The organism is Providencia sp. PROV174 (assembly GCF_028480685.1).
Lineage (GTDB): Bacteria > Pseudomonadota > Gammaproteobacteria > Enterobacterales > Enterobacteriaceae > Providencia > Providencia rettgeri.
Map to the genome: position 1 here is coordinate 88,482 of NZ_JAMPOT010000007.1, position 24,697 is coordinate 113,178.

21 protein-coding genes are annotated in these 24,697 nt (G+C 43.3%); 19 read left to right on the plus strand and 2 right to left on the minus strand.

Annotated elements, in window-relative coordinates; all coding sequences use genetic code 11:
- Positions 1-7: 7 nt before the first annotated feature.
- The 5 genes from PSE60_RS04055 (at position 8) to PSE60_RS04075 (ending at position 4,608) form a co-directional block, all read left to right on the plus strand.
- Positions 8-502: a YfbU family protein gene (locus PSE60_RS04055; protein ID WP_272664794.1), complete on the plus strand. Its 495-nt coding sequence runs from the start codon at positions 8-10 to the stop codon at positions 500-502.
- Between the two features lie 452 nt (positions 503-954).
- Complete coding sequence (locus PSE60_RS04060; RefSeq protein ID WP_272664629.1) at positions 955-1,629, plus strand: sugar phosphatase; 675 nt, start codon at positions 955-957, stop codon at positions 1,627-1,629.
- An 88-nt stretch (positions 1,630-1,717) separates the two neighbouring features.
- Entirely contained in the window at positions 1,718-3,547 is a 1,830-nt protein-coding gene (locus PSE60_RS04065; RefSeq protein WP_004912265.1) for an SLC13 family permease, read from the plus strand.
- Between the two features lie 194 nt (positions 3,548-3,741).
- Positions 3,742-4,146, plus strand: coding sequence for a hypothetical protein (locus PSE60_RS04070; RefSeq protein ID WP_210836995.1), 405 nt, complete (start codon positions 3,742-3,744; stop codon positions 4,144-4,146).
- Between the two features lie 63 nt (positions 4,147-4,209).
- The gene (locus PSE60_RS04075) at positions 4,210-4,608 is read left to right on the plus strand and encodes a hypothetical protein (protein ID WP_272664630.1); all 399 of its coding nucleotides are present in this window, start codon (positions 4,210-4,212) and stop codon (positions 4,606-4,608) included.
- A 78-nt stretch (positions 4,609-4,686) separates the two neighbouring features.
- Here PSE60_RS04075 and yfbR read toward each other — a convergent pair whose 3' ends face one another.
- Positions 4,687-5,268: a 5'-deoxynucleotidase gene (yfbR, locus tag PSE60_RS04080; protein WP_272664631.1), complete on the minus strand. Its 582-nt coding sequence runs from the start codon at positions 5,266-5,268 to the stop codon at positions 4,687-4,689.
- A 406-nt stretch (positions 5,269-5,674) separates the two neighbouring features.
- Positions 5,675-6,889, minus strand: coding sequence for a pyridoxal phosphate-dependent aminotransferase (locus PSE60_RS04085; RefSeq protein WP_004259802.1), 1,215 nt, complete (start codon positions 6,887-6,889; stop codon positions 5,675-5,677).
- A 793-nt stretch (positions 6,890-7,682) separates the two neighbouring features.
- On the opposite strand from PSE60_RS04085, the gene PSE60_RS04090 reads away from it, so the two are divergent.
- From PSE60_RS04090 to nuoN, 14 genes are all read left to right on the plus strand, one after another.
- On the plus strand, positions 7,683-8,606 hold the full coding sequence (locus tag PSE60_RS04090; RefSeq protein WP_272664632.1) for a LysR family transcriptional regulator: 924 nt from the start codon (positions 7,683-7,685) through the stop codon (positions 8,604-8,606).
- A gap of 1,114 nt (positions 8,607-9,720) precedes the next feature.
- Positions 9,721-10,164 carry an NADH-quinone oxidoreductase subunit A gene (locus PSE60_RS04095; protein WP_272664633.1) on the plus strand — a complete coding sequence of 148 codons (444 nt, stop codon included), beginning with the start codon at positions 9,721-9,723 and terminating at the stop codon, positions 10,162-10,164.
- 18 nt (positions 10,165-10,182) lie between these two features.
- Positions 10,183-10,857 carry a NuoB/complex I 20 kDa subunit family protein gene (locus PSE60_RS04100; RefSeq protein WP_004912254.1) on the plus strand — a complete coding sequence of 225 codons (675 nt, stop codon included), beginning with the start codon at positions 10,183-10,185 and terminating at the stop codon, positions 10,855-10,857.
- Positions 10,858-10,931: 74 nt separating this feature from the next.
- On the plus strand, positions 10,932-12,734 hold the full coding sequence (gene nuoC, locus PSE60_RS04105; RefSeq protein ID WP_371031986.1) for an NADH-quinone oxidoreductase subunit C/D: 1,803 nt from the start codon (positions 10,932-10,934) through the stop codon (positions 12,732-12,734).
- 2 nt (positions 12,735-12,736) lie between these two features.
- Entirely contained in the window at positions 12,737-13,285 is a 549-nt protein-coding gene (nuoE, locus tag PSE60_RS04110; RefSeq protein ID WP_004912250.1) for an NADH-quinone oxidoreductase subunit NuoE, read from the plus strand.
- Positions 13,282-14,640 (plus strand): NADH-quinone oxidoreductase subunit NuoF, encoded by a 1,359-nt coding sequence (nuoF, locus tag PSE60_RS04115; RefSeq protein WP_004259820.1) that lies wholly within the window; start codon positions 13,282-13,284, stop codon positions 14,638-14,640. Before nuoE ends, nuoF begins: the two co-directional genes overlap by 4 nt.
- 89 nt (positions 14,641-14,729) lie before the next feature.
- Complete coding sequence (gene nuoG / locus PSE60_RS04120; RefSeq protein ID WP_272664634.1) at positions 14,730-17,462, plus strand: NADH-quinone oxidoreductase subunit NuoG; 2,733 nt, start codon at positions 14,730-14,732, stop codon at positions 17,460-17,462.
- Positions 17,462-18,439 carry an NADH-quinone oxidoreductase subunit NuoH gene (gene nuoH, locus PSE60_RS04125; protein WP_004912244.1) on the plus strand — a complete coding sequence of 326 codons (978 nt, stop codon included), beginning with the start codon at positions 17,462-17,464 and terminating at the stop codon, positions 18,437-18,439. Before nuoG ends, nuoH begins: the two co-directional genes overlap by 1 nt.
- A gap of 14 nt (positions 18,440-18,453) precedes the next feature.
- Positions 18,454-18,996, plus strand: a complete 543-nt coding sequence (nuoI, locus tag PSE60_RS04130; protein ID WP_004259834.1) for an NADH-quinone oxidoreductase subunit NuoI — start codon at positions 18,454-18,456, stop codon at positions 18,994-18,996.
- A 12-nt stretch (positions 18,997-19,008) separates the two neighbouring features.
- A complete protein-coding gene (nuoJ, locus tag PSE60_RS04135) occupies positions 19,009-19,551 on the plus strand; it encodes an NADH-quinone oxidoreductase subunit J (protein WP_004912236.1) in 543 nt (180 codons plus the stop codon).
- Entirely contained in the window at positions 19,548-19,850 is a 303-nt protein-coding gene (nuoK, locus tag PSE60_RS04140) for an NADH-quinone oxidoreductase subunit NuoK (protein WP_004912233.1), read from the plus strand. The genes nuoJ and nuoK overlap by 4 nt, the downstream gene beginning before the upstream one ends.
- Positions 19,847-21,688, plus strand: coding sequence for an NADH-quinone oxidoreductase subunit L (nuoL, locus tag PSE60_RS04145; RefSeq protein ID WP_004912230.1), 1,842 nt, complete (start codon positions 19,847-19,849; stop codon positions 21,686-21,688). The genes nuoK and nuoL overlap by 4 nt, the downstream gene beginning before the upstream one ends.
- Before the next feature lie 19 nt (positions 21,689-21,707).
- Complete coding sequence (nuoM, locus tag PSE60_RS04150; protein WP_272664635.1) at positions 21,708-23,228, plus strand: NADH-quinone oxidoreductase subunit M; 1,521 nt, start codon at positions 21,708-21,710, stop codon at positions 23,226-23,228.
- A gap of 6 nt (positions 23,229-23,234) precedes the next feature.
- Positions 23,235-24,695 (plus strand): NADH-quinone oxidoreductase subunit NuoN, encoded by a 1,461-nt coding sequence (gene nuoN / locus PSE60_RS04155; protein WP_210839117.1) that lies wholly within the window; start codon positions 23,235-23,237, stop codon positions 24,693-24,695.
- Positions 24,696-24,697 lie beyond the last annotated feature (2 nt).

Genomic DNA, 24,697 nt, shown 5'->3' on the forward strand with positions numbered 1-24,697 from the left:
AACCATGATGGAAATGACTAACGCACAACGCTTGATCTTATCTAATCAATATAAAATGATGACCATGCTTGACCCCGATAATGCAGAACGTTATCGCCGTTTACAAACCATTATTGAACGTGGTTTTGGTTTGCAAATGCGTGAGTTAGATAGAGACTTCGGTCATTTGAGTGAAGACATTTGCCGCACTGTTATTGATATCATGGAGATGTACCATGCGCTACAAGTCTCCTATAGCAACATGGCTAACAAGGAAGACATTGATGGCCGGCGCGTGCAATTTTTAGGTTTTGATGCTGCAACAGAAGCACGCTATTTGAGCTACGTTCGCTTTATGGTTAACACAGAAGGGCGTTATACCCACTTTGACAGCGGGACGCATGGGTTTAACTCACAAACGCCAATGTGGGAAAAATATGTACGGATGCTAGCGATTTGGCATGCCTGTCCTCGTCAGTATCATTTATCAGCGGTGGAGATTTCCCAGATCTTAAACGCCTAATGCTCGTCATTCTTCGCGCTGTCGCGTTGTTGACTGCGTTCGGCTACTCGGGTCACATACTTTTGTATGCTCCCCGAGATATCCTCTTTGGTCGCCTAGCGACAACGCGAATAATTTAGAGCATATTTGCTTGTCGTATTCTGCGCTGTAGCGGTGTTGGCTTCACACACTAACCCTAGTCACATACTTATGTATGCTCCTAGGGATTAGCGCGCTTGCCGCCTAGCTACAGCACAAACTTCTTAGAGCAAATGGGATTAATAGGTATAAAATTTCAACTTCAAATCAACATTCCTTTCCTGTTTTAACTCTCAAGTGCATTCAAATCTAAGCTTTAGTATCAATCCTTAATTATTTTTAATATTGAGGTTGCGTGTATGTGCCCATTTAGCGTTAACTAATGGGCTAGAATCGATTCAATTATTATGTGAATAGCAAATAAAGGGGTAGACGTGAAATTAAAGGCAAAAGGGTTTCTATTTGATTTAGATGGCACATTGGCAGATTCCTTGGCAGTGGTTGAGCGCTGTTGGTGTAAGTTTGGTGAACGAATTGGTGTAGACTCAGCCGAAGTCATTAATTTTATCCATGGAAAACCTGCGTTAACCAGTTTGCGTCACTTTTTACCCGAAGCGAGTGATGACGAAATTATGGGGTATTTTCGCTGGTTAGAAAAAATGGAAAGCGAAGATGTGGAGGGCGTTGTGGCCCTACCTGGTGCGATTGCCTTGCTGTCACGTTTAAATGAAATTGGCGCTCCGTGGGCAATTGTCACTTCTGGTACTGTACCGATTGCCCATGGACGCCAGCAAGCTGCGGGTTTACCAGAACCTAAACATTGGGTGACATTTGAAAAAGTCACGAAAGGAAAGCCGGACCCAGAACCGTTCTTGCTTGGCGCTCAAGCACTTTCTCTTCCTGCAAAATCCTGTATTGCCTTTGAAGATGCGCAAGCAGGTATCCACTCTGCATTAACAGCAGGTTGCCAAGTGGTTGCAGTCCATGCACCAGAAGGCATGCCGCGTCGTGATGAAATTCAAGTAATTGTAAACTCATTGGCTCAAATTTCTGTTACGGGGCCTGACAAGAATGGTGATTATGAACTTTTCGTGTCTAATTTGACTTAATGGTGATTTAATCAAAGAAATTCTCCATAAAACATGCTTAACTGAATAAAATTCTTAGCAATGTTTTTTTTCGTCGAAAGGGGATATTTTGAACGGAGAATTGCTGTGGGTCTTAACCCTCCTATTAATTGCGATAGTTCTGTTTACCACAAATAAAATTCGCATGGATGTGGTCGCATTACTTGTCATTGTCGCGTTTGTGTTGAGTGATACCTTAACATTAGAGCAAGCTACAGCAGGTTTCGCAGATCCTAACGTTCTGCTAATTGCAGCATTATTTGTTATTGGTGATGGGCTTGTTCGCACAGGGATCGCTTACCAAATGGGAGACTGGCTTGTTCGCGTTGCAGGAAGCAGCGAAAGCAAAATGCTGGTTTTCCTCATGCTCACCGTCGCTGGGTTAGGCGCTTTTATGAGCTCCACTGGCGTAGTGGCTATTTTTATTCCCGTCGTTTTAAGTGTCGCATCACGGATGAAAACATCGCCTAGTCGGTTAATGATGCCATTAGGCTTCGCAGGGCTCATCAGTGGGATGATGACACTGGTGGCCACTCCACCTAATATGGTGGTGAACAGCGAATTGGTACGCGAAGGGATCAAAGGCTTCCAATTTTTCTCTATTACCCCGATTGGTATTTTAATTTTATTCGCAGGTATTGCCTACATGTGGCTGACAAGGCGCTGGCTAGGCAGTAACGAACCAGACAAACTCCCTGAGCGCTATCGACGCACCTTTCGTGACTTAATTCGTGATTATAAATTGACAGGTAGAGCTCGCCGCCTTGCTATCCGCAAGGGGTCGCCACTCATTGGCCATACGCTTGATGAGCTACACTTGCGTTCACGTTACGAAGCGAACGTAGTGGGGATTGAGCGTTGGCGTAAATTTCGTCGAGTGATGGTGAGTGCAACTGGGGGAACAGAGTTACGCGAGCGAGATGTCTTATTAGTCGATATTTCGGTGAGTGATGACGATTTACGCCAATTTTGTAGTGAACAACTCCTTGAACCGATGATTTTACGGGGAGATTATTTTTCAGACCAATCACGTGATGTGGGAATGGCTGAAGTATCGATGAATCCAGATTCTGAACTATTGGGTAAATCTTTAAGAGACATTAAATTCCGTACTCGTTATGGCTTGAACGTGGTTGGTATTCGTCGAGATGGTAAGGCGTTGGACGGCAAGTTGGTAGATGAGCCGCTTCGATTGGGTGACATTTTATTAGTCATTGGTGATTGGAAATTAATTCGCATTTTATCGACTAAGCCACGAAATTTTATTGTCTTGAATTTGGCTGCTGAAGTAGAGGCGGTGGCACCTGCTGCATCTCAGGCTCCTCATGCCTTATTTTGTTTGGCGTTAATGGTCGCGATGATGGTGACCAATGAAATTCCTAATTTTATTGCCGCACTTATTGCCTGCTTGTTAATGGGGAAATTTCGCTGTATTGATATGGAAAGTGCTTATAAGTCAATTCACTGGCCGAGTATTATCTTAATTGTTGGGATGATGCCTTTTGCGCTCGCACTGCAAGAAACGGGAGGGATTGCTCTTGCCGTTGATGCGTTAATGAAAGTTGCTGGTGGGTTAGGGCCACATGTGATGCTATTGTGCCTATTTATTTTGTGTGCCTCTATTGGGTTATTTATTTCCAATACCGCAACTGCAGTACTAATGGCTCCGATTGCCATTGCTGCGGCTCGCCAAATGGATGTCTCACCGCTACCTTTTGCGATGATTGTTGGGATCGCCGCATCCGCAGCCTTTATGACCCCCGTTTCATCACCAGTTAATACCTTAGTTTTAGGACCTGGTGGTTATAAATTTTCGGACTTTTTAAAAGTGGGTGTGCCATTCACTATTATTGTGATGTTTATTAGTATTGCAGTCGTGCCTATTTTATTTCCATTCTAAGAAAATACATTAATGGTTAATTGATATTTTTAATTAACCATTCCTCTTTTATTTGTCAATTAAATGATATTAATTATAATTTACTCTCTTGTATTTTAACTTACCATTAATCTCGTATCAAAATGCATAATATTAACTTAATTGTTTTGATAACATTTATTATTAATTTAGGGTGTATTTTATCAGGAGAGAATATGGAATTAAATAAACAATTCGTAGAACGACATTATTATGGCTTGGCTACCTTCGAAAACTTCTGGGGTAAAAAGATTAAAAAAATATCATTAGGCCATACCGCTATGCTTTTTGGAGTGGGAATGATTAATGAATATATTTTAGAAGATATTCCTAATAAAGGTATTGTGAAAGATTGCTTCGGGTTTAAATATTATTTAGGTGTGGGATCAGATATGTGGCATATCGAATTTTGGACTGAAGATGGAGAGTATTATAAATCATCCTATAACTTTTACTGCAATTTAACTGCAAGTGACAATGGTAAAGTAATTATGGGAATTAATGGTGAGTCAAAACGGTTATATCTTGACTTTCCTTCATCAGCAAATTGTTCAACACAAATAAACAGAATAAATGAATAATACATATTTTTTCTATCTTTTAAAAAATACTCAAAATAGATTTAATTATTAAGAGGTGAATTTATGGAACAAATTAAAAATGTATCAGAAAAATATCATTATGGTTATGCAACATTTGAAAATTTTTGGGGAAAAGATATAAAAAATGTGACGCTAACACATAGTGCAGGTGTTCCTTGGGGGAATATGAAGGATTGGCAACATATTGAACATATTCCGAATAAAGGTATTTTAGAGAATTGTTTTGGATTTAAATACTATATAGGTGTTGGCTCTGATATTTGGCATATTAAATTTTGGACTTACGATCGTGAAGTTTATGAATGTAAACATGATTTTAGTTGTAATATAACATCGGGTGATGGTGGTAGAGTTATATTAGGTATTAATGGTGAGTCTAGAAAGTTATACGCCCACTTTTCTTCATCTTCAGATTGTTCAACAGAGATTAGTTCGGCATAAAAAACTAAAGAATTACATTAAAATATAAAGTTATTGAGTATTAAAATAAGGAACGATACGCTCATTCCTTATTTTAAATTAATTACTAATTTCATCTAATGATAAGGTGAAACTTGGCACAAACGTTTTCATAAAATATTCCATTTCTGGGCTATTTCTTTCCGCAAGCATTTTTTCTAGCCGTCTTTTGGCTAATTTAAATTCACTATTGCCCGCAGATAGCTCTTCTAAACATTTTAAGTAGGCACACAGCGTATCAGCTTGTTTAACAATAAAATGCTCTTCTTCTGATTGTATATCTTCAATTAGTAGTGCTTTAAAATCCTCTTGTAGTTCTTCTGGGAGCATATCGAGTAGTTTTTGCTGAGCGAATTTTTCTATTTTTTTGTATTCATGAGCAATTTGTTTGTTGTGATACTTTATTGGCGTTGGTAAATCCCCCGTAATCACTTCACTGGCATCATGGTACATCGCATATAAAGCGATTTTTTCTGCATTAACGTTCCCTGCGAACTTACGATTTTTAATAATAGCGAGCGCATGGGCTACCATGGCCACTTGAAGACTATGTTCAGAGACATTCTCTGTTCGGACATTACGCATTAACGGCCAGCGGTGGATTAACTTCATTCTAGCAAGATGGGCGAAAAAGTAGCTCATAAGTCCTCTTTTTAGTGTCTGCAAACGACAAAAATTATAGCGGAAATAATGTAGCAGCGATATAATTTTATTGTTTTTTAATAAGTTACTCTTTAGTGACTATGCTTTAATATTTATTTGGCATATTAAGATGCTCATAATAATATAATCAAATTTAGACTTTAACTTAACTGCTATTTTAATTGTGTTGAATTATATAATCAAAAAAATATAATGGGTGTTCAATCCGAAAATAACGAGGCAATATGAAATATTTTCCATTTATATTATTGGGTTTTTTCCTTGTGGCAATTTATTTTATTTCTATTCTTTGATTATCAGAATAATACAGTCTATTAATGATGGCTAAATTTAGAATAAAAAAAGCCTCCGTCTCCGGAGGCTTTTTATTATGTTTAATAAATTTTTATTGGCGATAGCCTTCAAGGAAGCGGCCGAATTTATTAATCGCCATTTCAAGGTCATCTGCATAAGGTAGCGTAACGATGCGGAAATGGTCAGGCTCAGGCCAGTTAAACGCGGTCCCTTGAACTAACAACACTTTTTCTTGTAGTAACAAGTCTAAAATCATTTTTTGGTCATCATAGATATTAAAACGCTTAATATCGATTTTCGGGAACATATACAACGCACCTTGTGGTTTTACACAAGATACTCCTGGAATTTGATTAATTAGTTCCCAAGCACGATTACGTTGCTCATATAAACGACCACCAGGTTGAATAAATTCGCTAATACTTTGATAGCCACCTAATGCAGTTTGAATAGCATGCTGCATCGGGACGTTTGCACACAGGCGCATAGAGGCTAACATTTCCAAGCCTTCAATATAGCTTTTCGCATGTTTTTTCGGGCCGTTTAATACCATCCAACCTTGGCGGAAGCCAGCGACGCGATACGTTTTAGATAAACCATTAAATGTGATGGTTAATAAATCAGGGGCGAGAGCGGCAATAGAGTGATGCACCGCATCATCATAAAGAATTTTATCGTAGATTTCGTCAGCATAGATAATAAGATTATGTTGTCGAGCTAATTCGACGATTTCCATCAGTAGGTCTTTGCTGTAGACCGCACCCGTGGGGTTATTTGGGTTGATAACCACAATACCACGCGTTCTTGGTGTGATTTTTTTGCGAATATCTTCAATGTCAGGCATCCAACCTTGCTGTTCATCACACATATAATGAACCGCTTTTCCTCCCGAAAGGGAAACTGCAGCAGTCCATAATGGATAATCAGGCGCAGGCACTAACATTTCATCACCATTATTAAGCAGTGCTTGCATGGCTTGTACGATTAATTCAGAAACACCATTACCAATGTAGACATCTTCTACTGTCATTTCATGAATACCACGAGCTTGGTAATGCTGCACAATCGCTTTACGGGCAGAGTATAAGCCTTTTGAGTCGCAATAACCTTGAGAACTTGGCAGATTGCGCAAGACATCCACTAGGATTTCATCTGGAGCTTCAAAACCAAACGGGGCCGGGTTACCAATATTGAGTTTGAGGACTTTGTTGCCTTCTTCTTCTAGGCGCTTAGCTTCTTTTAATACGGGCCCACGAATGTCATAGCAAACATTATCGAGCTTACTGGATTTAGTTAGATTATTCATAGTTCTCTCATTACCCTAAGGGTTACATTGGTCGGGCCGGCGTTATTCCTTTACTGTACTCCTCCCTCAGAAGCTTTTGAAGATGCAAGGTTATTTTTGGTGTAAAAGGTTGGTTTACGCTTAAATGTAATGTTTGGTGTCTTATTATTTATTTTAAGTCGGCTACATATTCTTATAATATAAAATTAGTTGAATTATAATATCGACATTCTTTGATGTTTTGGAGTATAAAAAGTAAAAAAGCATAAAAATAGAAGGAAAAAAGAAAATTGTATCAAAATGTAATATTAAGCATTGAATCATTAAATCAGACATGATTTTTTTGCTGTAATGGCCTTTTTTTATAATAATTAGGGTGATTTTGTTAGTAATATTGATTATTTCAAGCTGCTTTCTTTAGCCAAAAGTGCTGCTTAAAATTATAACCATTTGATATTTTTGACTATGTAAAAATAGTGAAACGAATTTTATAATGTGCTTACATTAAAATAATTGTGATTACATTAAATATGTTACTATTTAATCGTATCCTATCAAACGCGTTTTAGCGTGTTTTTTAGGAAATCACCCCCTTTTTTTATTAAAATTATTTGATTTATGGAAGTATGCTATTTGTACCATGGCCTATCGTTAACGAATAGTGAGCTAGGTACAAGAAAAGTAAAATAATGAGAAGTCATTGCAGATCTATGGATTAGAAATGCACTCACTTAGTAGTCGCTATAAACTCGCTGATTCTCATGGAGGAGAGCAGAAACACCAGGTAACATAAAATTATATAAGAGAATGAACGATGATAAATTCCAATCGTCCCATCATGAACCTAGATCTTGATTTGCTACGTACTTTCGTCGCTGTCGCAGATCTTAACACTTTCGCAGCTGCAGCTGCAGCCGTTTGTCGAACACAATCTGCTGTGAGCCAGCAAATGCAACGTTTAGAGCAATTAGTCGGCCGTGAGCTTTTCGCTCGCCATGGACGAAATAAACTGCTCACCGCGCACGGATTACAATTACTTGGCTACGCAAGGCAAATACTTCGCGCCAATGATGATGCTACCGCGTCATTGACTTATAATGACGCTGATGGTGAATTGCGTATTGGTGCATCTGATGACACCGTCGATATCTTATTACCTTTCTTACTTAATCGTATCGCGTCTGTTTATCCAAGAATTGCCGTAGAAGTGCGCATTAAACGAGCACAATTTATTGAGTCAATGCTTGATAATCATGAGATAGATCTTGCTTTAACAACAGCAAGAATTAGTCACCACCCCAAAACAGCGTTAAGAACAGTGCCTGTTTTGTGGCACAGTGCGCCTGATTTTCAATTGCGTCCCAATGAGCCTGTCCCATTAGTTGTTATGGATGAAACCAATCCATATCGTAAACTGTGTACTAGTGCTCTTGATGATGCAGGTTTGTCATGGCATGTTGCGTATGAAGCAGCATCTTTACCTGCGGTTCGTGCGGCAGTCAATGCAGAAGTTGGGGTAACCGCCAGACCAATGGAAATGCAAAATGCAGATTTACGTATTTTGAATGAAGCTGATGGGCTGCCACGTTTACCAGACATTCAGTATTGGTTGTATAAGAATGCAGACGAGCAAAAAGATTTTGTTCTGACAGTATTCAGTGCGATTGAAAACAAAAAAATCCCTTATGTTGCAGCCTCAGCAAGTGAGTTGATGGATAGCAATGAGGAAGGTAATTAAGTTAATCGATTCATCTGGTTATCTTAACACCAATACTTAATTGATTTATTGTAATGACGGTAATTCCAATGAACTTGGGATTACCGTTTTTTTATGTCATTTTTACAAGTTTATTGCTGAATCACTTGTTTGTGATCAATGTGTTATTGGCTATGTGCAAATAAAATCAACGTGTTAATCACAGTCTCAATAAGATGTGAGCAGCGGTTGAGGTGGTTATCTCTGAATAAATGGCTAACGTACAGACTAATTGAGCTGTTAGGTAACAGATAATGTGAATTGATGCAGATGACTGAAACGATTATTTCAAATTGTGGAACTCAATTTTCAATATTGGGAAATGGTATTGAGAAATTTGCTTCTATGCATGCTTAAATAATGTTCAGTGATATTTTAAATAGGTTATCAACTTCAAATTTATCGATTTTTTATCAATATCCGCTCATAAAAAAAACAATTAACCACTTAATAAGTATGGTTAAATAGGAAAGACCATGAAATAATTGTGATGTAGCTGGCATAACCTGAATTTCATTATTTAGTTAACAATTTGTTATGTTATTAACAATGTTTTTTTATTGAATAGATAAAATAGCACTGGAATGTCAGTCAGTTACTTGAAGTAATGCGTTAAAAAGAGTTACAAAGACTTAAAGTGAAATTGAATGCTATGTAAACAAATTGAGTACTTTTTCAATAAAAGTGTGCGTTAGATCAAATAAAAAGCGCAATTTTTCATCTGTTAAGACAGGTTTTTCCTGAGATAATGGTGTAGTAAAAACGAATAATCAGTTAAACTAGTTTGCGTGTTTACTTGAGTATCATTACACTGACACGTTTTAGCAGATTATGGTTACTTTTTGTTGTTCTATTGTTTTCAGAGTGTGAAGCTTTTGTAACAAATACGGGTTATTTTACTTAATTTAAGTAAAGTAAATTGTAATGAGAGAGGACAAACCAAACGCAGTCAACAGACTGATTTAAGTTTGGTGATATTTTAGTTTGTGATCAATTTTGGTCTTTCTTCTCGATTAACTGGGCAATTGTGGTGCAACACTGCCGTGATGTAAAAAAGAGCAGTTAACACACCATAAGTAATGAGTAAGCAACGAGTATGTCTACATCAATCCTAGCGTTAGCCCATAACTGGGCGTTTGCGATATTCCTTATCGGCACTATCGGTCTTTGTGCTTTCATGTTGGTCGCAGGTCACTTCTTGGGTAGCCGCGCCAAAGCCAGAACAAAACATGTTCCTTACGAGTCAGGTCTTGATTCGGTCGGTAGTGCACGTCTTCGTATGTCAGCTAAGTTCTACTTAGTCGCCATGTTCTTCGTTATCTTCGATGTTGAAGCCATGTTCTTATTTGCATGGTCAGTTGCCATCCGCGAAGCCGGTTGGGTTGGTTTCATCGAAGCCGCGATCTTTATTTTGGTATTGTTGGCGGGACTGTTTTATCTGGTCCGCGTAGGGGCATTAGATTGGACTCCAGTCCGTTCCCGCGGAAAAGTTAAGCATCCTAGTGAAGTTATTAACATCAGCAATCGTCATCCGCAGTAAAAAGCGAGGCATTATACAATGGATTATACGCTCACCCGCATAGATCCGAACGGTGAGAACGACCGTTACCCACTGCAAACTCAGGAAATCGTTACTGATCCACTGGAGCAGCAAGTTGAAAACAGTGTGTACATGGGGAAACTTTCTCATGCATTACACGATGTGGTTAACTGGGGGCGCAAAAACTCTCTCTGGCCATATAACTTTGGTCTTTCATGTTGCTATGTAGAAATGGTGACTTCGTTCACGGCTGTTCATGACGTCGCCCGCTTTGGTGCAGAAGTACTGCGTGCTTCACCTCGTCAAGCCGATTTCATGGTAGTAGCAGGTACCTGTTTCACTAAAATGGCGCCTGTTATTCAACGTCTGTATGACCAAATGCTTGAACCAAAATGGGTGATTTCCATGGGTTCATGTGCTAACTCTGGTGGCATGTATGACATTTATTCTGTTGTACAAGGCGTCGATAAATTTATTCCTGTGGATGTGTATATCCCAGGTTGCCCACCGCGTCCAGAAGCCTATATGCAGGCACTACTTCTGTTGCAAGAATCTATCGGTAAAGAGCGTCGACCGCTATCTTGGGTCGTTGGTGACCAAGGGGTTTATCGTGCCAATATGCAATCAGAAAGAGAAAGAAAGCACGGTGAACGTATTGCAGTGACTAACCTGCGTACACCAGACGAAATTTAAGGCTTAAAGCCATACAGCGTAACAGAGCAATGTTGTTGCGAAATAATAAACCTGATCAAGCGTTATGGTGAAGAATGATGACAGATCAGATAGCGCAAGCGAGTAGTACCCAGCCAGGATGGCAGACACAGGATCATTTAAATGACCCTGTGCTTCTGGAACTGCGCAATCAATTTGGGCCGGATGCCTTTTCTGTTCAAGCAACTCGCACTGGCATGCCAGTGGTTTGGGTTCGTCGTGAGCAGTTACTGGAAGTGGTCGATTTCCTAAAGAAATTACCAAAACCGTATGTCATGTTATTTGACTTACATGGGGTAGATGAACGTCAACGAATTCACCGACAAGGTCTGCCAGAAGCAGACTTTAGTGTTTTCTACCACCTCATCTCTATCGATCGTAACCGCGATATCATGTTAAAAGTCGCTCTTAATGAGAAAGACCTCAACGTGCCTTCTGTGGTTTCTTTATTCCCGAATGCCAGCTGGCATGAGCGTGAAGTGTGGGATATGTTTGGGATCACCTTCCAAGGTCACCCAAATCTGCGCCGCTTGCTGATGTCACCGAACTGGGAAGGTCATCCACTGCGTAAGGATTATCCTGCGCGTGCAACTGAGTTCGACCCTTTTGTTCTGACAAAACAGAAACAAGATCTGGAAATGGAAGCACTGACTTTCAAACCAGAAGAGTGGGGCATGGCGCGTGGAAATGAAAACGAAGATTTCATGTTCCTGAACTTAGGGCCAAACCACCCATCCTCACACGGTGCGTTCCGTATCGTACTGCAACTGGATGGTGAAGAAATTATCGACTGTGTGCCTGATATCGGTTACCACCATCGTGGTGCTGAGAAAATGGGTGAACGCCAGTCATGGCACAGCTATATTCCATACACTGACCGTATCGAGTATCTCGGTGGTTGTGTGAATGAAATGCCTTACGTGTTAGCGGTTGAAAAACTGGCTGGCATCGAAGTGCCTGACCGCGTGAAAACCATTCGTGTCATGCTGTCAGAGTTATTCCGTATTAACAGCCACTTGCTGTATATCAGTACCTATATCCAAGACGTCGGTGCAATGACGCCGGTATTCTTTGCGTTTACTGACCGTCAAAAAGTCTACAACGTGATTGAAGCGATCACGGGCTTCCGTATGCACCCAGCTTGGTTCCGTATTGGTGGTGTTGCACACGATTTACCGCGCGGTTGGGAAAAACTGCTGCGTGAATTACTTGACTGGTTGCCAAAACGTTTAGAGTCCTATGTGACTTCTGCGCTGAAAAACTCCATCTTAAAAGGCCGTTCGATTGGTACAGCAATGTACAATAAAGAAGAGGCACTGGCATGGGGTGTAACGGGTGCTGGTTTACGTGCAACAGGCGTCGATTTCGACGTGCGTAAATGGCGTCCATATTCAGGCTATGAAAACTTTGAGTTCGATATTCCTATCGCGCACAACGGTGACTGTTATGACCGTGTGATGATCAAAGTGGAAGAGATGCGCCAGAGTATCCGTATTCTTGAGCAATGCTATAAGAATATGCCAGAAGGCCCATTCAAAGCCGACCATCCACTGACGACGCCACCACCAAAAGAGCGTACGTTGCAGCACATTGAAACCCTGATCAACCACTTCTTACAAGTGTCTTGGGGCCCAGTGATGCCTGCGAATGAATCATTCCAGATGGTTGAAGCCACGAAGGGTATTAACAGCTACTACCTGACCAGTGATGGCAGCACCATGAGCTACCGTACACGTATTCGTACCCCGAGTTATGAGCACTTACAGCAAATTCCTTCGGTGATCAGAGGTAGTTTAGTTTCAGACTTAATCGTCTATCTGGGTAGTATCGATTTTGTAATGTCGGATGTGGATCGCTAACCATGCATAATGAACATAACGAAAATGAGAAGCACAATGAGCTCAATGTCGTGAATGTGTTTGAACCGCAAGTCAACCATGGCTTTGTCTTAACAGAGAAAGAGCGTGAAGAGATTGAAGGTGAGAAACACCATTACGAAGATGCACGTGCTGCCTCGATTGAAGCACTGAAAATTGTGCAAAAAAACCGCGGTTGGGTTGAAGATGGCGCTATCCATGCGATTGCTGACGTCTTAGGCATCCCAGCCAGTGATGTTGAAGGTGTGGCCACATTCTATAGCCAAATCTTCCGTCAGCCAGTGGGTCGCCACATTATTCGCTATTGCGACAGTGTTGTTTGCCATATTACAGGTTATCAGGGCTTAGAAGCTGAAATTATTAAGCAGCTTAATATTCGCCCGGGTCAAACAACAGCCGATGGCCGCTTTACGTTGCTGCCAACCTGTTGCTTAGGTAACTGTGACAAGGGTCCAACGATGATGATCGATGAAGACACTCACAGCTACGTGCAGCCTGAAAATATTCAAAAATTACTGGAGCAGTATCCATGACAAATTCTGTTAATCCAGTGATCCGTACAGCCGAAACTCATCCTCTAACATGGCGTTTGCGTGATGACAATCAGCCTGTTTGGTTAGATGAGTATCGCAGTAAAAACGGATACAAAGGGCTTGAGCGCGCGCTCAAAGGTATGGCACCCGATGAAGTTGTGAATCTCGTGAAAGACGCTGGCCTGAAAGGGCGAGGCGGTGCGGGCTTCTCAACAGGTCTGAAATGGAGCCTGATGCCAAAAGACGAAAACATGAAACTGCGTTACTTCTTATGTAATGCGGATGAAATGGAACCGGGCACCTATAAAGACCGTTTATTGATGGAGCAACTCCCTCATTTGCTAGTTGAAGGGATGATCACGGGCGCTTATGCACTTAAAGCCTATCGTGGTTATATCTTCCTACGAGGTGAGTATGTTGAAGCCGCGCAAAATCTGCGTCGTGCTATCGAAGAAGCCAAAGCAGCCGGTCTGTTAGGAAAAAACATCCTCGGTTCAGGTTTCGATTTCGAACTATTTGTTCACACCGGTGCTGGGCGTTATATCTGCGGTGAAGAAACCGCACTGATTAACTCCTTAGAAGGCCGTCGTGCTAACCCACGTTCTAAACCACCATTCCCTGCAACATCAGGTGCTTGGGGCAAACCAACTTGCGTAAATAACGTCGAAACTATCTGTAACGTGCCAGCAATTTTAGAGCACGGAGACCAATGGTATATCGATTTAAGCGCAGGTAAGAGTAAAGACGCGGGTACTAAATTAATGGGCTTCTCTGGCCGTGTGAAAAATCCAGGTCTGTGGGAATTGCCATTTGGTACTACGGCACGTGAAGTGTTGGAAGATTACGCAGGTGGTATGCGTGATGGACTAAAATTAAAAGCATGGCAGCCAGGCGGAGCAGGGACTGACTTCCTGACCAACGATCACCTTGACTTGCCGATGGATTTCGAAAATATCGCTAAAGCAGGAAGCCGTCTTGGTACTGCATTGGCGATGGCGGTTGATCATGAAATCAACATGGTTTCTTTAGTGCGTAACTTAGAAACTTTCTTTGCCCGTGAATCCTGTGGTTGGTGTACGCCGTGCCGTGATGGTCTGCCATGGAGTGTGAAAATTTTACAAGCGCTGGAAAAAGGCGAAGGGCAGCCGGGGGATATTGAAACCCTAGAGCAGCTGTGCCGTTTCTTAGGGCCGGGTAAAACGTTTTGCGCTCACGCACCGGGTGCGGTCGAACCGCTACAAAGTGCCATCAAATATTTCCGTGATGAATTCGAAGCGGGTATTTCGCAAAAAGATCTGCGTAACATTGTGCAGATTGCGGGTATCCAACCAAACCTGCTGAAGCAGCGCTGGTAAATGTTTAGCGATTGAGCAACCGCTAAATAGATTTTTCACGAAGAACGTATTTTTGATTAACGCCTGCTTTATGCGGGCCTTTGGGAAGCATGCTGACTATGGCTACTATATATGTAGACGGCAAAGAATATGACGTAAACGGGTCTGAAAACCTGTTACAAGCCTGTCTTTCTCTCGGGCTAGATATTCCTTATTTTTGCTGGCATCCGGCGCTGGGAAGCGTTGGCGCTTGCCGCCAGTGTGCGGTTAAGCAGTATCAGAACGCAGATGACACACGCGGTCGCCTAGTCATGTCTTGTATGACACCCGCAACGGAAGGGACTTACATCTCTATTGATGATGAAGAAGCCAAACAATTCCGTGAAAGTGTCGTGGAATGGCTGATGACCAACCACCCTCATGACTGCCCAGTCTGTGAGGAAGGCGGTAACTGCCACCTACAAGATATGACGGTGATGACCGGTCATAACATGCGTAAATATCGTTTTACGAAACGTACTCACATTAACCAAGATCTCGGTCCATTTATTAGTCATGAAATGAACCGTTGTATCGCGTGTTATCGTTGTGTGCGTTACTACAAAGATTACGCAGATGGCACAGACTTGGGTGTGTATGGCGCACATAACTATGTGTACTTCGGTCGTACAGAAGACGGTACACTGGAAAGTGAATTTTCCGGTAACTTAGTCGAAGTCTGCCCGACAGGGGTATTTACCGACAAAACCCACTCTGAGCGCTATAACCGTAAATGGGATATGCAATTTGCCCCAGGTATCTGCCAACAATGCAGTATCGGTTGTAACACCAGCCCAGGTGAGCGTTATGGTGAAATTCGCCGTATCGAGAACCGCTATAACGGTTCGGTAAACCACTATTTCCTGTGTGATCGCGGTCGTTTTGGTTACGGTTATGTCAACCGTAAAGACCGTCCTCGTCAGGCTGTCTTGAGTAAAGATGGTGTGAAACAAACCATCTCTGCAATTGAAGCAATGCAAAGTGGTGCGCAAATTATCAATCAAGCGAAAAAAGTGATTGGTATCGGCTCTCCACGCGCGAGCGTTGAAAGCAACTATGCATTGCGCGCATTAGTCGGAGCAGAAAACTTCTATTCAGGTATTTCTGCGGGCGAGCAAAGCCGCTTAGCGCTGATGCAAAACATCCTGCAAAACGGCGGTATCTATACGCCAACATTGCGTGAAGTGGAAGGCTATGATGCGGTACTGGTACTGGGTGAAGATTTAACTCAGACAGGTGCACGTATGGCGTTATCTGTACGCCAAGCGGTGAAAGGTAAAGCACGTGAAATGGCCGCAGCGCAAAAAGTGGCTGACTGGCAAATCGCCGCAATCATGAATATTGGTCAACATGCGAAATATCCGCTGTTTATTACCAATGTTGATGACACGCGTTTAGATGATGTGGCTGCCTTTAATTACCGTGCTCCAGTGGCTGACCAGGCACGTTTCGGTTTTGCTATCGCCAATATGATTAATGGCGAAGCCCCTGCGGTGAATGATTTACCCGCAGACTTAAAAGCCAAAGTTGAAACCATTGCTCAGGCATTAGCTGGCGCGAAAAAACCATTAATCATCAGTGGTAGCCATAGTGCCAGCGAGGCAATGATCCAAGCGGCCGCTAACGTGGCATTTGCACTGAAAGCTAAAGGTGCGAATGTAGGGTTATCTTACTTAGCGTCTCATGCGAATAGTTTCGGTCTGGCAATGATGAACGCACAGCCACTAGACAGTGCATTAGCTCGCATTGAAGCGAACGAAGCGGATGTGGCTATCGTTATCGAAAACGACTTGTACCGCCACAGCAGCGTGGATGCCGTCAATAGTGCATTAGCAAAACTGAGCCACTTGATTGTTGCGGATCATCAGCAAACAGACATCATGGATAAAGCAACATTGGTTCTGCCAGCCGCAAGCTTTGCTGAAGCAGACGGTACGTTGATTAACCAAGAAGGTCGTGCACAGCGTTTCTTCCAAGTCTTTGACCCAACCTATTACGACAAAGCTATCGTGATGAACGAAAGCTGGCGCTGGATGCATTCACTGCAAACTGAAGCGCAAGAGCGTGATGCGGATTGGTCGCAACTTGATCACGTTATCGCAGATTGTGTTGCCGCAATGCCACAATTCTCAGGTATGGTTGATGCCGCACCAAAAGCGTCTTTCCGTATTCGTGGTCAAAAACTGGCACGTGAACCACATCGTTACAGTGGTCGTACAGCGATGCTAGCAAATCAATCTGTTCATGAACCTCGTCAACCGCAAGATATTGACTCTCCATTTGCTTTCTCAATGGAAGGGAACAACAGCCCAACCGCGCCACGTCAGCAAATTCCATTTGCATGGGCGCCGGGTTGGAACTCACCGCAAGCCTGGAACAAATTCCAAGCGGAAGTGGGTGGCCACCTGTTATTTGGTGACCCGGGTATCCGTTTGTTCAATTCAACACAGAGCAAATTGGCTTACTTCACTGAGATTCCAGCGGCTTATCAAGCCAATGAAGCTCAGTGGGTTGTCGCACCTTATTACCACCTGTTCGGCAGTGATGAAATGTCACAGCGTTCAGAAGTAATTCAAGAGCGTATGCCTGAGCCTTATATCATGCTGAACACACAAGATGCTGCGTCACTCGGTCTGTCAGCAGGAACTAAAGCGGAGTTTAACCATGCAGGTCAAGCGTTTAACTTGACTGTCCGCCTCAGTAATCACCTGTCTACAGGTCAAATTGGCTTACCGTTAGGAATGCCAGGTATCGCACCTTCAATGGCTGGCGTGTCAGTCAATAATCTGCGGAGGGGAGCATGATGGATTGGATTTCTCCTGAAGTGATGGAAGTGTTAATTTCCATCCTCAAATCTGTCGTCATTTTATTGGTTGTTGTGACTTGTGGGGCATACATGAGTCTGGGAGAGCGCCGTATTCTCGGTCTGTTCCAGAACCGTTATGGCCCTAACCGCGTGGGTCCGTTTGGGATGGGCCAGTTAATCGCGGATATGTTCAAAATGCTGTTTAAAGAAGACTGGATCCCGCAGTTCGCTGACAAGAAAATTTTTACGCTTGCGCCAGTGATTGCGTTTTGTTCACTGTTCTTAGCATTTGCCATCGTCCCTGTTAGCCCAACATGGCACGTTGCAGACCTCAATATCGGGATTTTATTCTTCCTGATGATGGCGGGTCTGGCTGTCTATGCGGTGTTATTCGCAGGTTGGTCAAGTAACAACAAATACTCATTATTAGGTGCGATGCGTGCATCAGCACAAACCGTGAGTTACGAAGTGTTCTTAGGCCTTTCTTTAATGGGGGTGGTTGCACAAGCAGGTTCATTCAACCTGATTGATATTGTGAACTCCCAAGAAGGCATGTGGAACATTATTCCGCAGTTCTTTGGTTTTGTGACTTTTGCGATAGCGGGCGTTGCGGTCTGTCACCGTCACCCGTTTGACCAACCTGAAGCAGAACAAGAGATTGCGGATGGTTACCACGTTGAATACTCAGGCATGAAGTTCGGTCTGTTCTTCGTCGGTGAGTATATCGGTATCGTAACGGTTTCAGCACTGATTGTGACGCTGTTCTTTGGTGGCTGGCATGGTCCATTCCTGCCGTCATTCTTGTGGTTTGCTATCAAAACTGGCTTCTTCATGATGATGTTTATCTTGATCCGTGCCTCTTTACCGCGTCCACGTTATGACCAAGTGATGTCTTTCGGTTGGAAAATTTGTCTGCCGTTGACACTGCTTAATCTGCTGGGTACTGCAGCAGTGATTTTATACAACGCTCAGTAAGGGGTGATTGAACCATGACATTGAAAGAGTTATTGGTCGGTTTCGCCACCCAAGTACGTAGTATTTGGATGGTCGGCCTACATGCGTTCGATAAACGCGAAACGCAAATGTATCCAGAAGAGCCGGTTTATCTGCCACCCCGTTACCGTGGGCGTATCGTGTTAACACGCGATCCTGACGGTGAAGAGCGTTGTGTTGCGTGTAACTTATGTGCGGTTGCTTGCCCTGTGGGATGTATCTCACTGCAAAAAGCTGAACATGAAGACGGCCGCTGGTACCCTGAATTTTTCCGCGTTAACTTTTCGCGCTGTATTTTCTGTGGTCTGTGTGAAGAGGCTTGCCCAACCACGGCAATCCAATTAACACCTGATTTTGAAATGGCCGATTGGAGACGTCAGGATCTGGTTTACGAGAAAAATGACCTGTTGATTTCAGGTCCGGGTAAATATCCTGATTATAACTTTTACCGTAAATCGGGTATGGCGATTGCAGGTAAAGACAAAGGTGAAGCGGATAACGAAGCGAAACCGATTAACGTCAAAGACCTGTTGCCATAAGGAGCGATATTCATGGAATTTACATTTTATATCGCCGGTCTAGTTGCCATTTTAGCAACTTTAAGGGTGATAACGAATACAAATCCGGTGCATGCACTGTTGTATCTGGTTGTTTCTCTGCTGGCTCTGTCAATGGTGTTTTTCTCCCTCGGCGCGTATTTTGCTGGGGCGTTGGAAATCATCGTATATGCAGGTGCCATTATGGTCCTGTTCGTGTTCGTGGTGATGATGCTCAACTTAGGGCGTTCTGTTCAAGAACAAGAGCGCGCTTGGTTGACGCCGAAAAACTGGATTGGCCCTGCGGTGTTATCCGCGGTTTTACTGGCTATCTTAGTTTACGGCATTACCTCGTTGTCTTATCAAGAAGGCATTGAGGGAACCATCATTGGAGCGAAAGAAGTGGGAATTAGCCTATTTGGGCCGTATGTTCTGGCTGTCGAATTGGCATCTTTGTTATTACTTGCAGGTTTAGTGGTAGCATTCCACGTTGGACGTGACCGTAAAGAAAACGGCGCTGACCTTGTCAGCATCGAGAAGGCGGAGGAACAAAAATGATACCTCTAGAACACGGTCTGATTTTAGCGGCGATTTTATTTGTGATGGGGCTCAGTTGCCTTGTTATTCGTCGTAATCTGCTTTTCATGCTGATCGGACTGGAAATCATGATTAACTCAACTGCACTGGCATTTGTGGTTGCAGGGAGTTTTTGGGGGCAGCCTGACGGCCAAATTATGTATATTTTGGCAATCGCATTGGCTGCAGCGGAGGCGAGTATTGGATTGGCGTTGTTACTGCAACTCCATCGTCATCGTCAGAACCTGAATATTGATAAAGTCAGTGAGATGCGCGGATGAACCTACTCTATTTAACTATTCTGTTGCCTTTACTGGGGTCGGTGCTGTTAGCCTTCTCTCGTGGACGCTGGTCAGAAAACGTTTCAGCCATTATTGGTGCGGGGTCGGTTGGCTTAGCGGCCGTCGTCGCATTCTATGCTGGCAATGAATTTTTAGCTCAAGACGCAGGTAGCGTATTCATCCAGCCACTTTGGACTTGGATGTCTGTCGGTACCTTTAATATCCCATTCACTCTAATGTTAGATGGCCTGTCACTGACCATGTTAGGTGTGGTAACGGGTGTGGGCTTCCTTATCCATGTCTATGCCTCTTGGTATATGCGTGGCGAGGAAGGTTACTCACGTTTCTTCGCTTACACTAACTTGTTTATTGCAAGCATGGTGGTTTTAGTCCTCGCTGACAACATGATGCTGATGTATCTCGGTTGGGAAGGGGTAGGGCTGTGCAGTTACCTGTTGATTGGTTTCTATTATACCAATCCAGAAAACGGTAAAGCCGCAATGAAAGCGTTCTTTGTAACGCGTATCGGTGATGTGTTCCTCGCAATTGGTATGTTTATTCTGTGGAATGAACTTGGCACATTGAATTTCAGCGAAATGGCGGTGTTAGCACCTCAAAAATTTGCGGAAGGTTCAAGTGCGATCAACTGGGCAACCTTGATGTTATTAGGTGGTGCAGTCGGTAAATCAGCACAGTTACCATTGCAAACGTGGTTGGCAGATGCGATGGCGGGTCCAACGCCAGTTTCTGCACTGATCCACGCTGCAACCATGGTAACTGCGGGTGTGTATTTAATTGCTCGTACCCATGTTCTGTTCCTGTTAGCGCCTGAAGTATTACACTTAGTCGGTGTTGTGGGTGCAGTGACATTAGTACTGGCTGGGTTTGCAGCATTGGTGCAAACCGATATCAAGCGTGTACTTGCTTACTCCACAATGAGCCAAATTGGTTATATGTTCTTGGCACTAGGTGTACAAGCATGGGATGCAGCGATTTTCCACCTGATGACGCATGCTTTCTTTAAAGCGTTGTTGTTCCTGTCAGCGGGTTCAGTCATTTTGGCATGCCATCACGAACAAAATATCTTCAAGATGGGTGGGCTGCGTAAGCAAATTCCATTCATCTACGCTGTGATGTTAATCGGCGGAAGCGCACTGGCAGCATTGCCACTGTTTACCGCAGGTTTCTACAGTAAAGATGCGATTTTGTGGGGTGCGCAGCTTGATGGACAAACTGTGTTGTTGTGGGCAGGTATCCTCGGTGCATTAATGACCGCAATTTATACCTTCCGTATGATTTTCATCGTGTTCCACGGTGAAGCGAAAATCAAAGCGCACAAGGTTAAAGGCATCACTCACACATTACCACTGGGCATTTTGGCTATTCTTGCAACGTTTGTTGGTGCATTAATCCACCAACCACTTGAAGGGGTTTTCCCAGCCGAAGCCGCAGGAAGTGAAGACGGTAAAGTCTTACTCGAAGCGATTTCTGGCGGGTTTGCTATCGCAGGTCTATTAATTGCGGTATTCCTCTACCTCTTCAGACGTTCAATAGTCGATGCTATCGCGAAAACTGCAGTGGGTCGTTTCTTCAGCGCATGGTGGTACCAAGCGTGGGGATTCGATTGGCTGTATGATGTAGTCTTTGTTAAGCCATTTAAAGGCATAGCATGGCTACTGGAAAGCGATCCGGTTAACTCTCTGATGAATATCCCTGCACATCTTTCACGTTGGGCAAATAAAGGGCTTGCAGTGAGTGAAAACGGCCAAATCCGTTGGTATGTTGCCTCGTTGGGGCTGGGTGCAGTGCTGATTCTTGCTCTGCTGCTTTTGGTTTAATTAAGGGACACATTGCGCCATGCTATTACCCTGGCTAATACTCATTCCCTTCATCGGAGGCCTGCTAAGCTGGCAGGCTGACCGGTTCAGTCATCGCGCACCGCGTTGGATTGCACTGGCAACGATGGGAATAACATTGATACTTTCCGTGCAATTGTGGTTACAAGGGAGCTACTCCCTCGTCAATCCACAAGGTATTCCACAATGGCAATCTGTTTTCTTTATGCCGTGGATCCCGTCACTGGGAATTGATTTTCATTTAGCAATTGACGGTTTATCACTGCTGATGGTCGTGTTAACGGCTATCATGGGGGGCTTCTCGATTCTGAGCTCTTGGAGTGAAAACCAGAAAAACCAAGGTGCGTATCACTTTAACCTGTTGTGGATTATCACAGGTGTGATGGGGATTTTTACCGCGGTTGACTTGTTCTTATTCTTCTTCTTTTGGGAGATGATGCTGATCCCTATGTACTTCCTGATTGCCAATTGGGGACACAAAGGGTCAGAAAATAGACAACATATCAAAGCTGCGACTAAGTTCTTCATCTATACGCAAGCAAGTGGTTTGATCATGCTGGTGTCCATCATTGGGCTCGCATTGGCGAACTACAATACTTCAGGTGTACTAACATTCGACTATAACCAACTGCTAGGTGCAGAACTCTCTAGCAATGTCGCATTTATGTTGATGTTAGGCTTCTTTATCGCCTTTGCTGTTAAAATGCCACTGGTTCCTTTCCATGGTTGGATGGCAGATACCCAAGAACAATCGCCAACAGCGGGTTCTGTGGATATCTCCGGTATCATGCTAAAAACCGCAGCATATGGTCTGTTACGCTTTACCTTACCTTTGTTCCCAGAAGCGTCTATCCAGTTCACGCCAGTGGCGATGACACTGGGTGTGATCAGTATCTTCTACGGGGCATGGTTAGCGTTCAAACAAACGGATATCAAACGTCTGGCAGCGTACAGTAGCTTATCCCATATGGGGTTTGTGACAGTCGCTATTTACGCGGGTTCAACCTTGGCTTACCAAGGTGCGGTGATTCAAATGATCACCAACGGTTTGTCCGGTGCGGCACTGATTATCATCAGTGGTCAACTGTATGAACGTACGCAAACTCGTGATATGCGCATGATGGGTGGATTGTGGAAACGCATTAAATGGTTACCAGGAATGTCCCTGTTCTTTGCTGCGGCAACGTTAGGAATGCCAGGTACAGGTAACTTCATTGGTGAATTCATGATCCTGTTCGGTAGCTTCAGCCAATTCGCGTTAGTGACCTGCATTATGGTCTTTGGTGTAGTGTTTGCTTCTATCTACTCACTGTGGATGATGCAGCAAACTTACTACGGTACACCAAAATCCGAAAAAGAAATGAAAGGGTTAACTGCACGAGAATTTGGTGTGCTGCTGGCTCTGGCTGCTTTACTGGTTATTATCGGTTTCTACCCACAACCAATTTTAGATACCTCAATTGGTTCAATGGAAACATTACATAACCTGTATTCTGCTTCACTTACAACATTAGGGCTGTAATTCGCCATGACAATAACTCCTCAAGAACTGATCGCAATACTACCACTGATGATCGTCGGGTTGACGGCGGTGGTTGTGATGCTGTCCATTGCGTGGCGACGCGATCACCTGACTAGTGCCGCGCTGACAGTATCAGGCTTTGTTATTGCGTTGCTTTCACTCATTTGGGTAGCCGACGGCTACCTAATGGATGTGACTTCGCTTATCCGTGTTGATGGCTTTGCACTGTTTTATAGCGCATTAGTCCTGATTGCCGGTATTGGAACGTCTATCTTTGCTTACCACTGGCTAGAAGGTTTTGGTGATAATAGAGATGAGTTCCATTTACTTGTTGCTATCGCAGTAGCGGGTGGTGTGCTGTTATCTATGTCAAACCATATGGCATCAATGTTTATCGGTATTGAGCTGATTTCATTGCCTCTGTTTGGTCTAGTAGCCTATACCTTTGAGCGCAGCCGCACATTAGAAGCCGGGATCAAGTACATGCTGTTATCTGCAGCCGCGTCTTCATTCCTGTTATTCGGGATTGCGTTACTGTATGCAGAATCGGGTAGTTTAAGTTTTGCTGCGGTTGGTCAAAGTCTTTCCGATAGTCAAATTCACGCACCATTGGTGATGATTGGTTTCGGTATGCTGATTGTAGGCTTTGGCTTTAAACTGTCACTGTTTCCATTCCAACTGTGGACACCAGACGTTTACCAAGGTGCGCCAGCACCAGTGTCAGCCTTCTTAGCAACCGGCAGTAAAATCGCTATCTTCGCAGTATTAGTGCGTATTTTTCTGGAAGCACCAATCGCCAATAGCAATACACTAGCGATTGTGATTTCTGTGATTGCTATTGCATCTATCCTGTTTGGTAACTTACTGGCTATCACACAAAAAAGTGCAAAACGCTTACTGGGTTACTCATCTATCTCGCATATGGGTTATTTACTGGTCGCTCTTGTTGCGTTACGCATCGACCCTGTTGCTTCACAAGTCACTATCGCAATCTACTTAGTGGGTTACTTGTTTGCGAGTTTAGGGGCATTTGGTGTTGTGAGTATTGTTTCAAGCCCTTACCGTGGTGATGATCAGGATGACTTTAGTGCATTCCGCGGGCTATTTTGGCATAAGCCAATTCTCGCAACGGTAATGACGGTAATGATGCTTTCATTAGCTGGTATTCCAATTACATTAGGATTTATTGGTAAATTCTATGTGATTGCATCTGCAGTGAATGCAGAATTATGGTGGCTAACAGGAGCTGTAGTAGTGGGTAGTGCTATTGGTTTATATTACTACCTAAGCTTTATGGCTAGCCTATATAGCCGTGATGCAGAACATGCAGAACGTTATACAGGCCCTGAAAAAGCAACGTTAGGAACGGTTGTTGCTGTTATTTGCGCCATTGCGGTTATCGTCTTTGGTGTATGGCCACAACCACTTATTGATATGACATCAACAGCGCTTGCTGTGATTAACTAATA

What these genes read in the sequence shown, in the direction of transcription:
- PSE60_RS04055 (WP_272664794.1), top strand. Translation starts at nt 8, where the DNA reads ATGGAAATGACTAACGCACAACGCTTGATCTTATCTAATCAATATAAA.
- PSE60_RS04070 (WP_210836995.1), top strand. Translation starts at nt 3,742, where the DNA reads ATGGAATTAAATAAACAATTCGTAGAACGACATTATTATGGCTTGGCT.
- PSE60_RS04075 (WP_272664630.1), top strand. Translation starts at nt 4,210, where the DNA reads ATGGAACAAATTAAAAATGTATCAGAAAAATATCATTATGGTTATGCA.
- yfbR (WP_272664631.1), bottom strand. Translation starts at nt 5,268, where the DNA reads ATGAGCTACTTTTTCGCCCATCTTGCTAGAATGAAGTTAATCCACCGC.
- PSE60_RS04085 (WP_004259802.1), bottom strand. Translation starts at nt 6,889, where the DNA reads ATGAATAATCTAACTAAATCCAGTAAGCTCGATAATGTTTGCTATGAC.
- PSE60_RS04090 (WP_272664632.1), top strand. Translation starts at nt 7,683, where the DNA reads ATGATAAATTCCAATCGTCCCATCATGAACCTAGATCTTGATTTGCTA.
- PSE60_RS04095 (WP_272664633.1), top strand. Translation starts at nt 9,721, where the DNA reads ATGTCTACATCAATCCTAGCGTTAGCCCATAACTGGGCGTTTGCGATA.
- PSE60_RS04100 (WP_004912254.1), top strand. Translation starts at nt 10,183, where the DNA reads ATGGATTATACGCTCACCCGCATAGATCCGAACGGTGAGAACGACCGT.
- nuoC (WP_371031986.1), top strand. Translation starts at nt 10,932, where the DNA reads ATGATGACAGATCAGATAGCGCAAGCGAGTAGTACCCAGCCAGGATGG.
- nuoE (WP_004912250.1), top strand. Translation starts at nt 12,737, where the DNA reads ATGCATAATGAACATAACGAAAATGAGAAGCACAATGAGCTCAATGTC.
- nuoF (WP_004259820.1), top strand. Translation starts at nt 13,282, where the DNA reads ATGACAAATTCTGTTAATCCAGTGATCCGTACAGCCGAAACTCATCCT.
- nuoG (WP_272664634.1), top strand. Translation starts at nt 14,730, where the DNA reads ATGCTGACTATGGCTACTATATATGTAGACGGCAAAGAATATGACGTA.
- nuoH (WP_004912244.1), top strand. Translation starts at nt 17,462, where the DNA reads ATGGATTGGATTTCTCCTGAAGTGATGGAAGTGTTAATTTCCATCCTC.
- nuoI (WP_004259834.1), top strand. Translation starts at nt 18,454, where the DNA reads ATGACATTGAAAGAGTTATTGGTCGGTTTCGCCACCCAAGTACGTAGT.
- nuoJ (WP_004912236.1), top strand. Translation starts at nt 19,009, where the DNA reads ATGGAATTTACATTTTATATCGCCGGTCTAGTTGCCATTTTAGCAACT.
- nuoK (WP_004912233.1), top strand. Translation starts at nt 19,548, where the DNA reads ATGATACCTCTAGAACACGGTCTGATTTTAGCGGCGATTTTATTTGTG.
- nuoL (WP_004912230.1), top strand. Translation starts at nt 19,847, where the DNA reads ATGAACCTACTCTATTTAACTATTCTGTTGCCTTTACTGGGGTCGGTG.
- nuoM (WP_272664635.1), top strand. Translation starts at nt 21,708, where the DNA reads ATGCTATTACCCTGGCTAATACTCATTCCCTTCATCGGAGGCCTGCTA.
- nuoN (WP_210839117.1), top strand. Translation starts at nt 23,235, where the DNA reads ATGACAATAACTCCTCAAGAACTGATCGCAATACTACCACTGATGATC.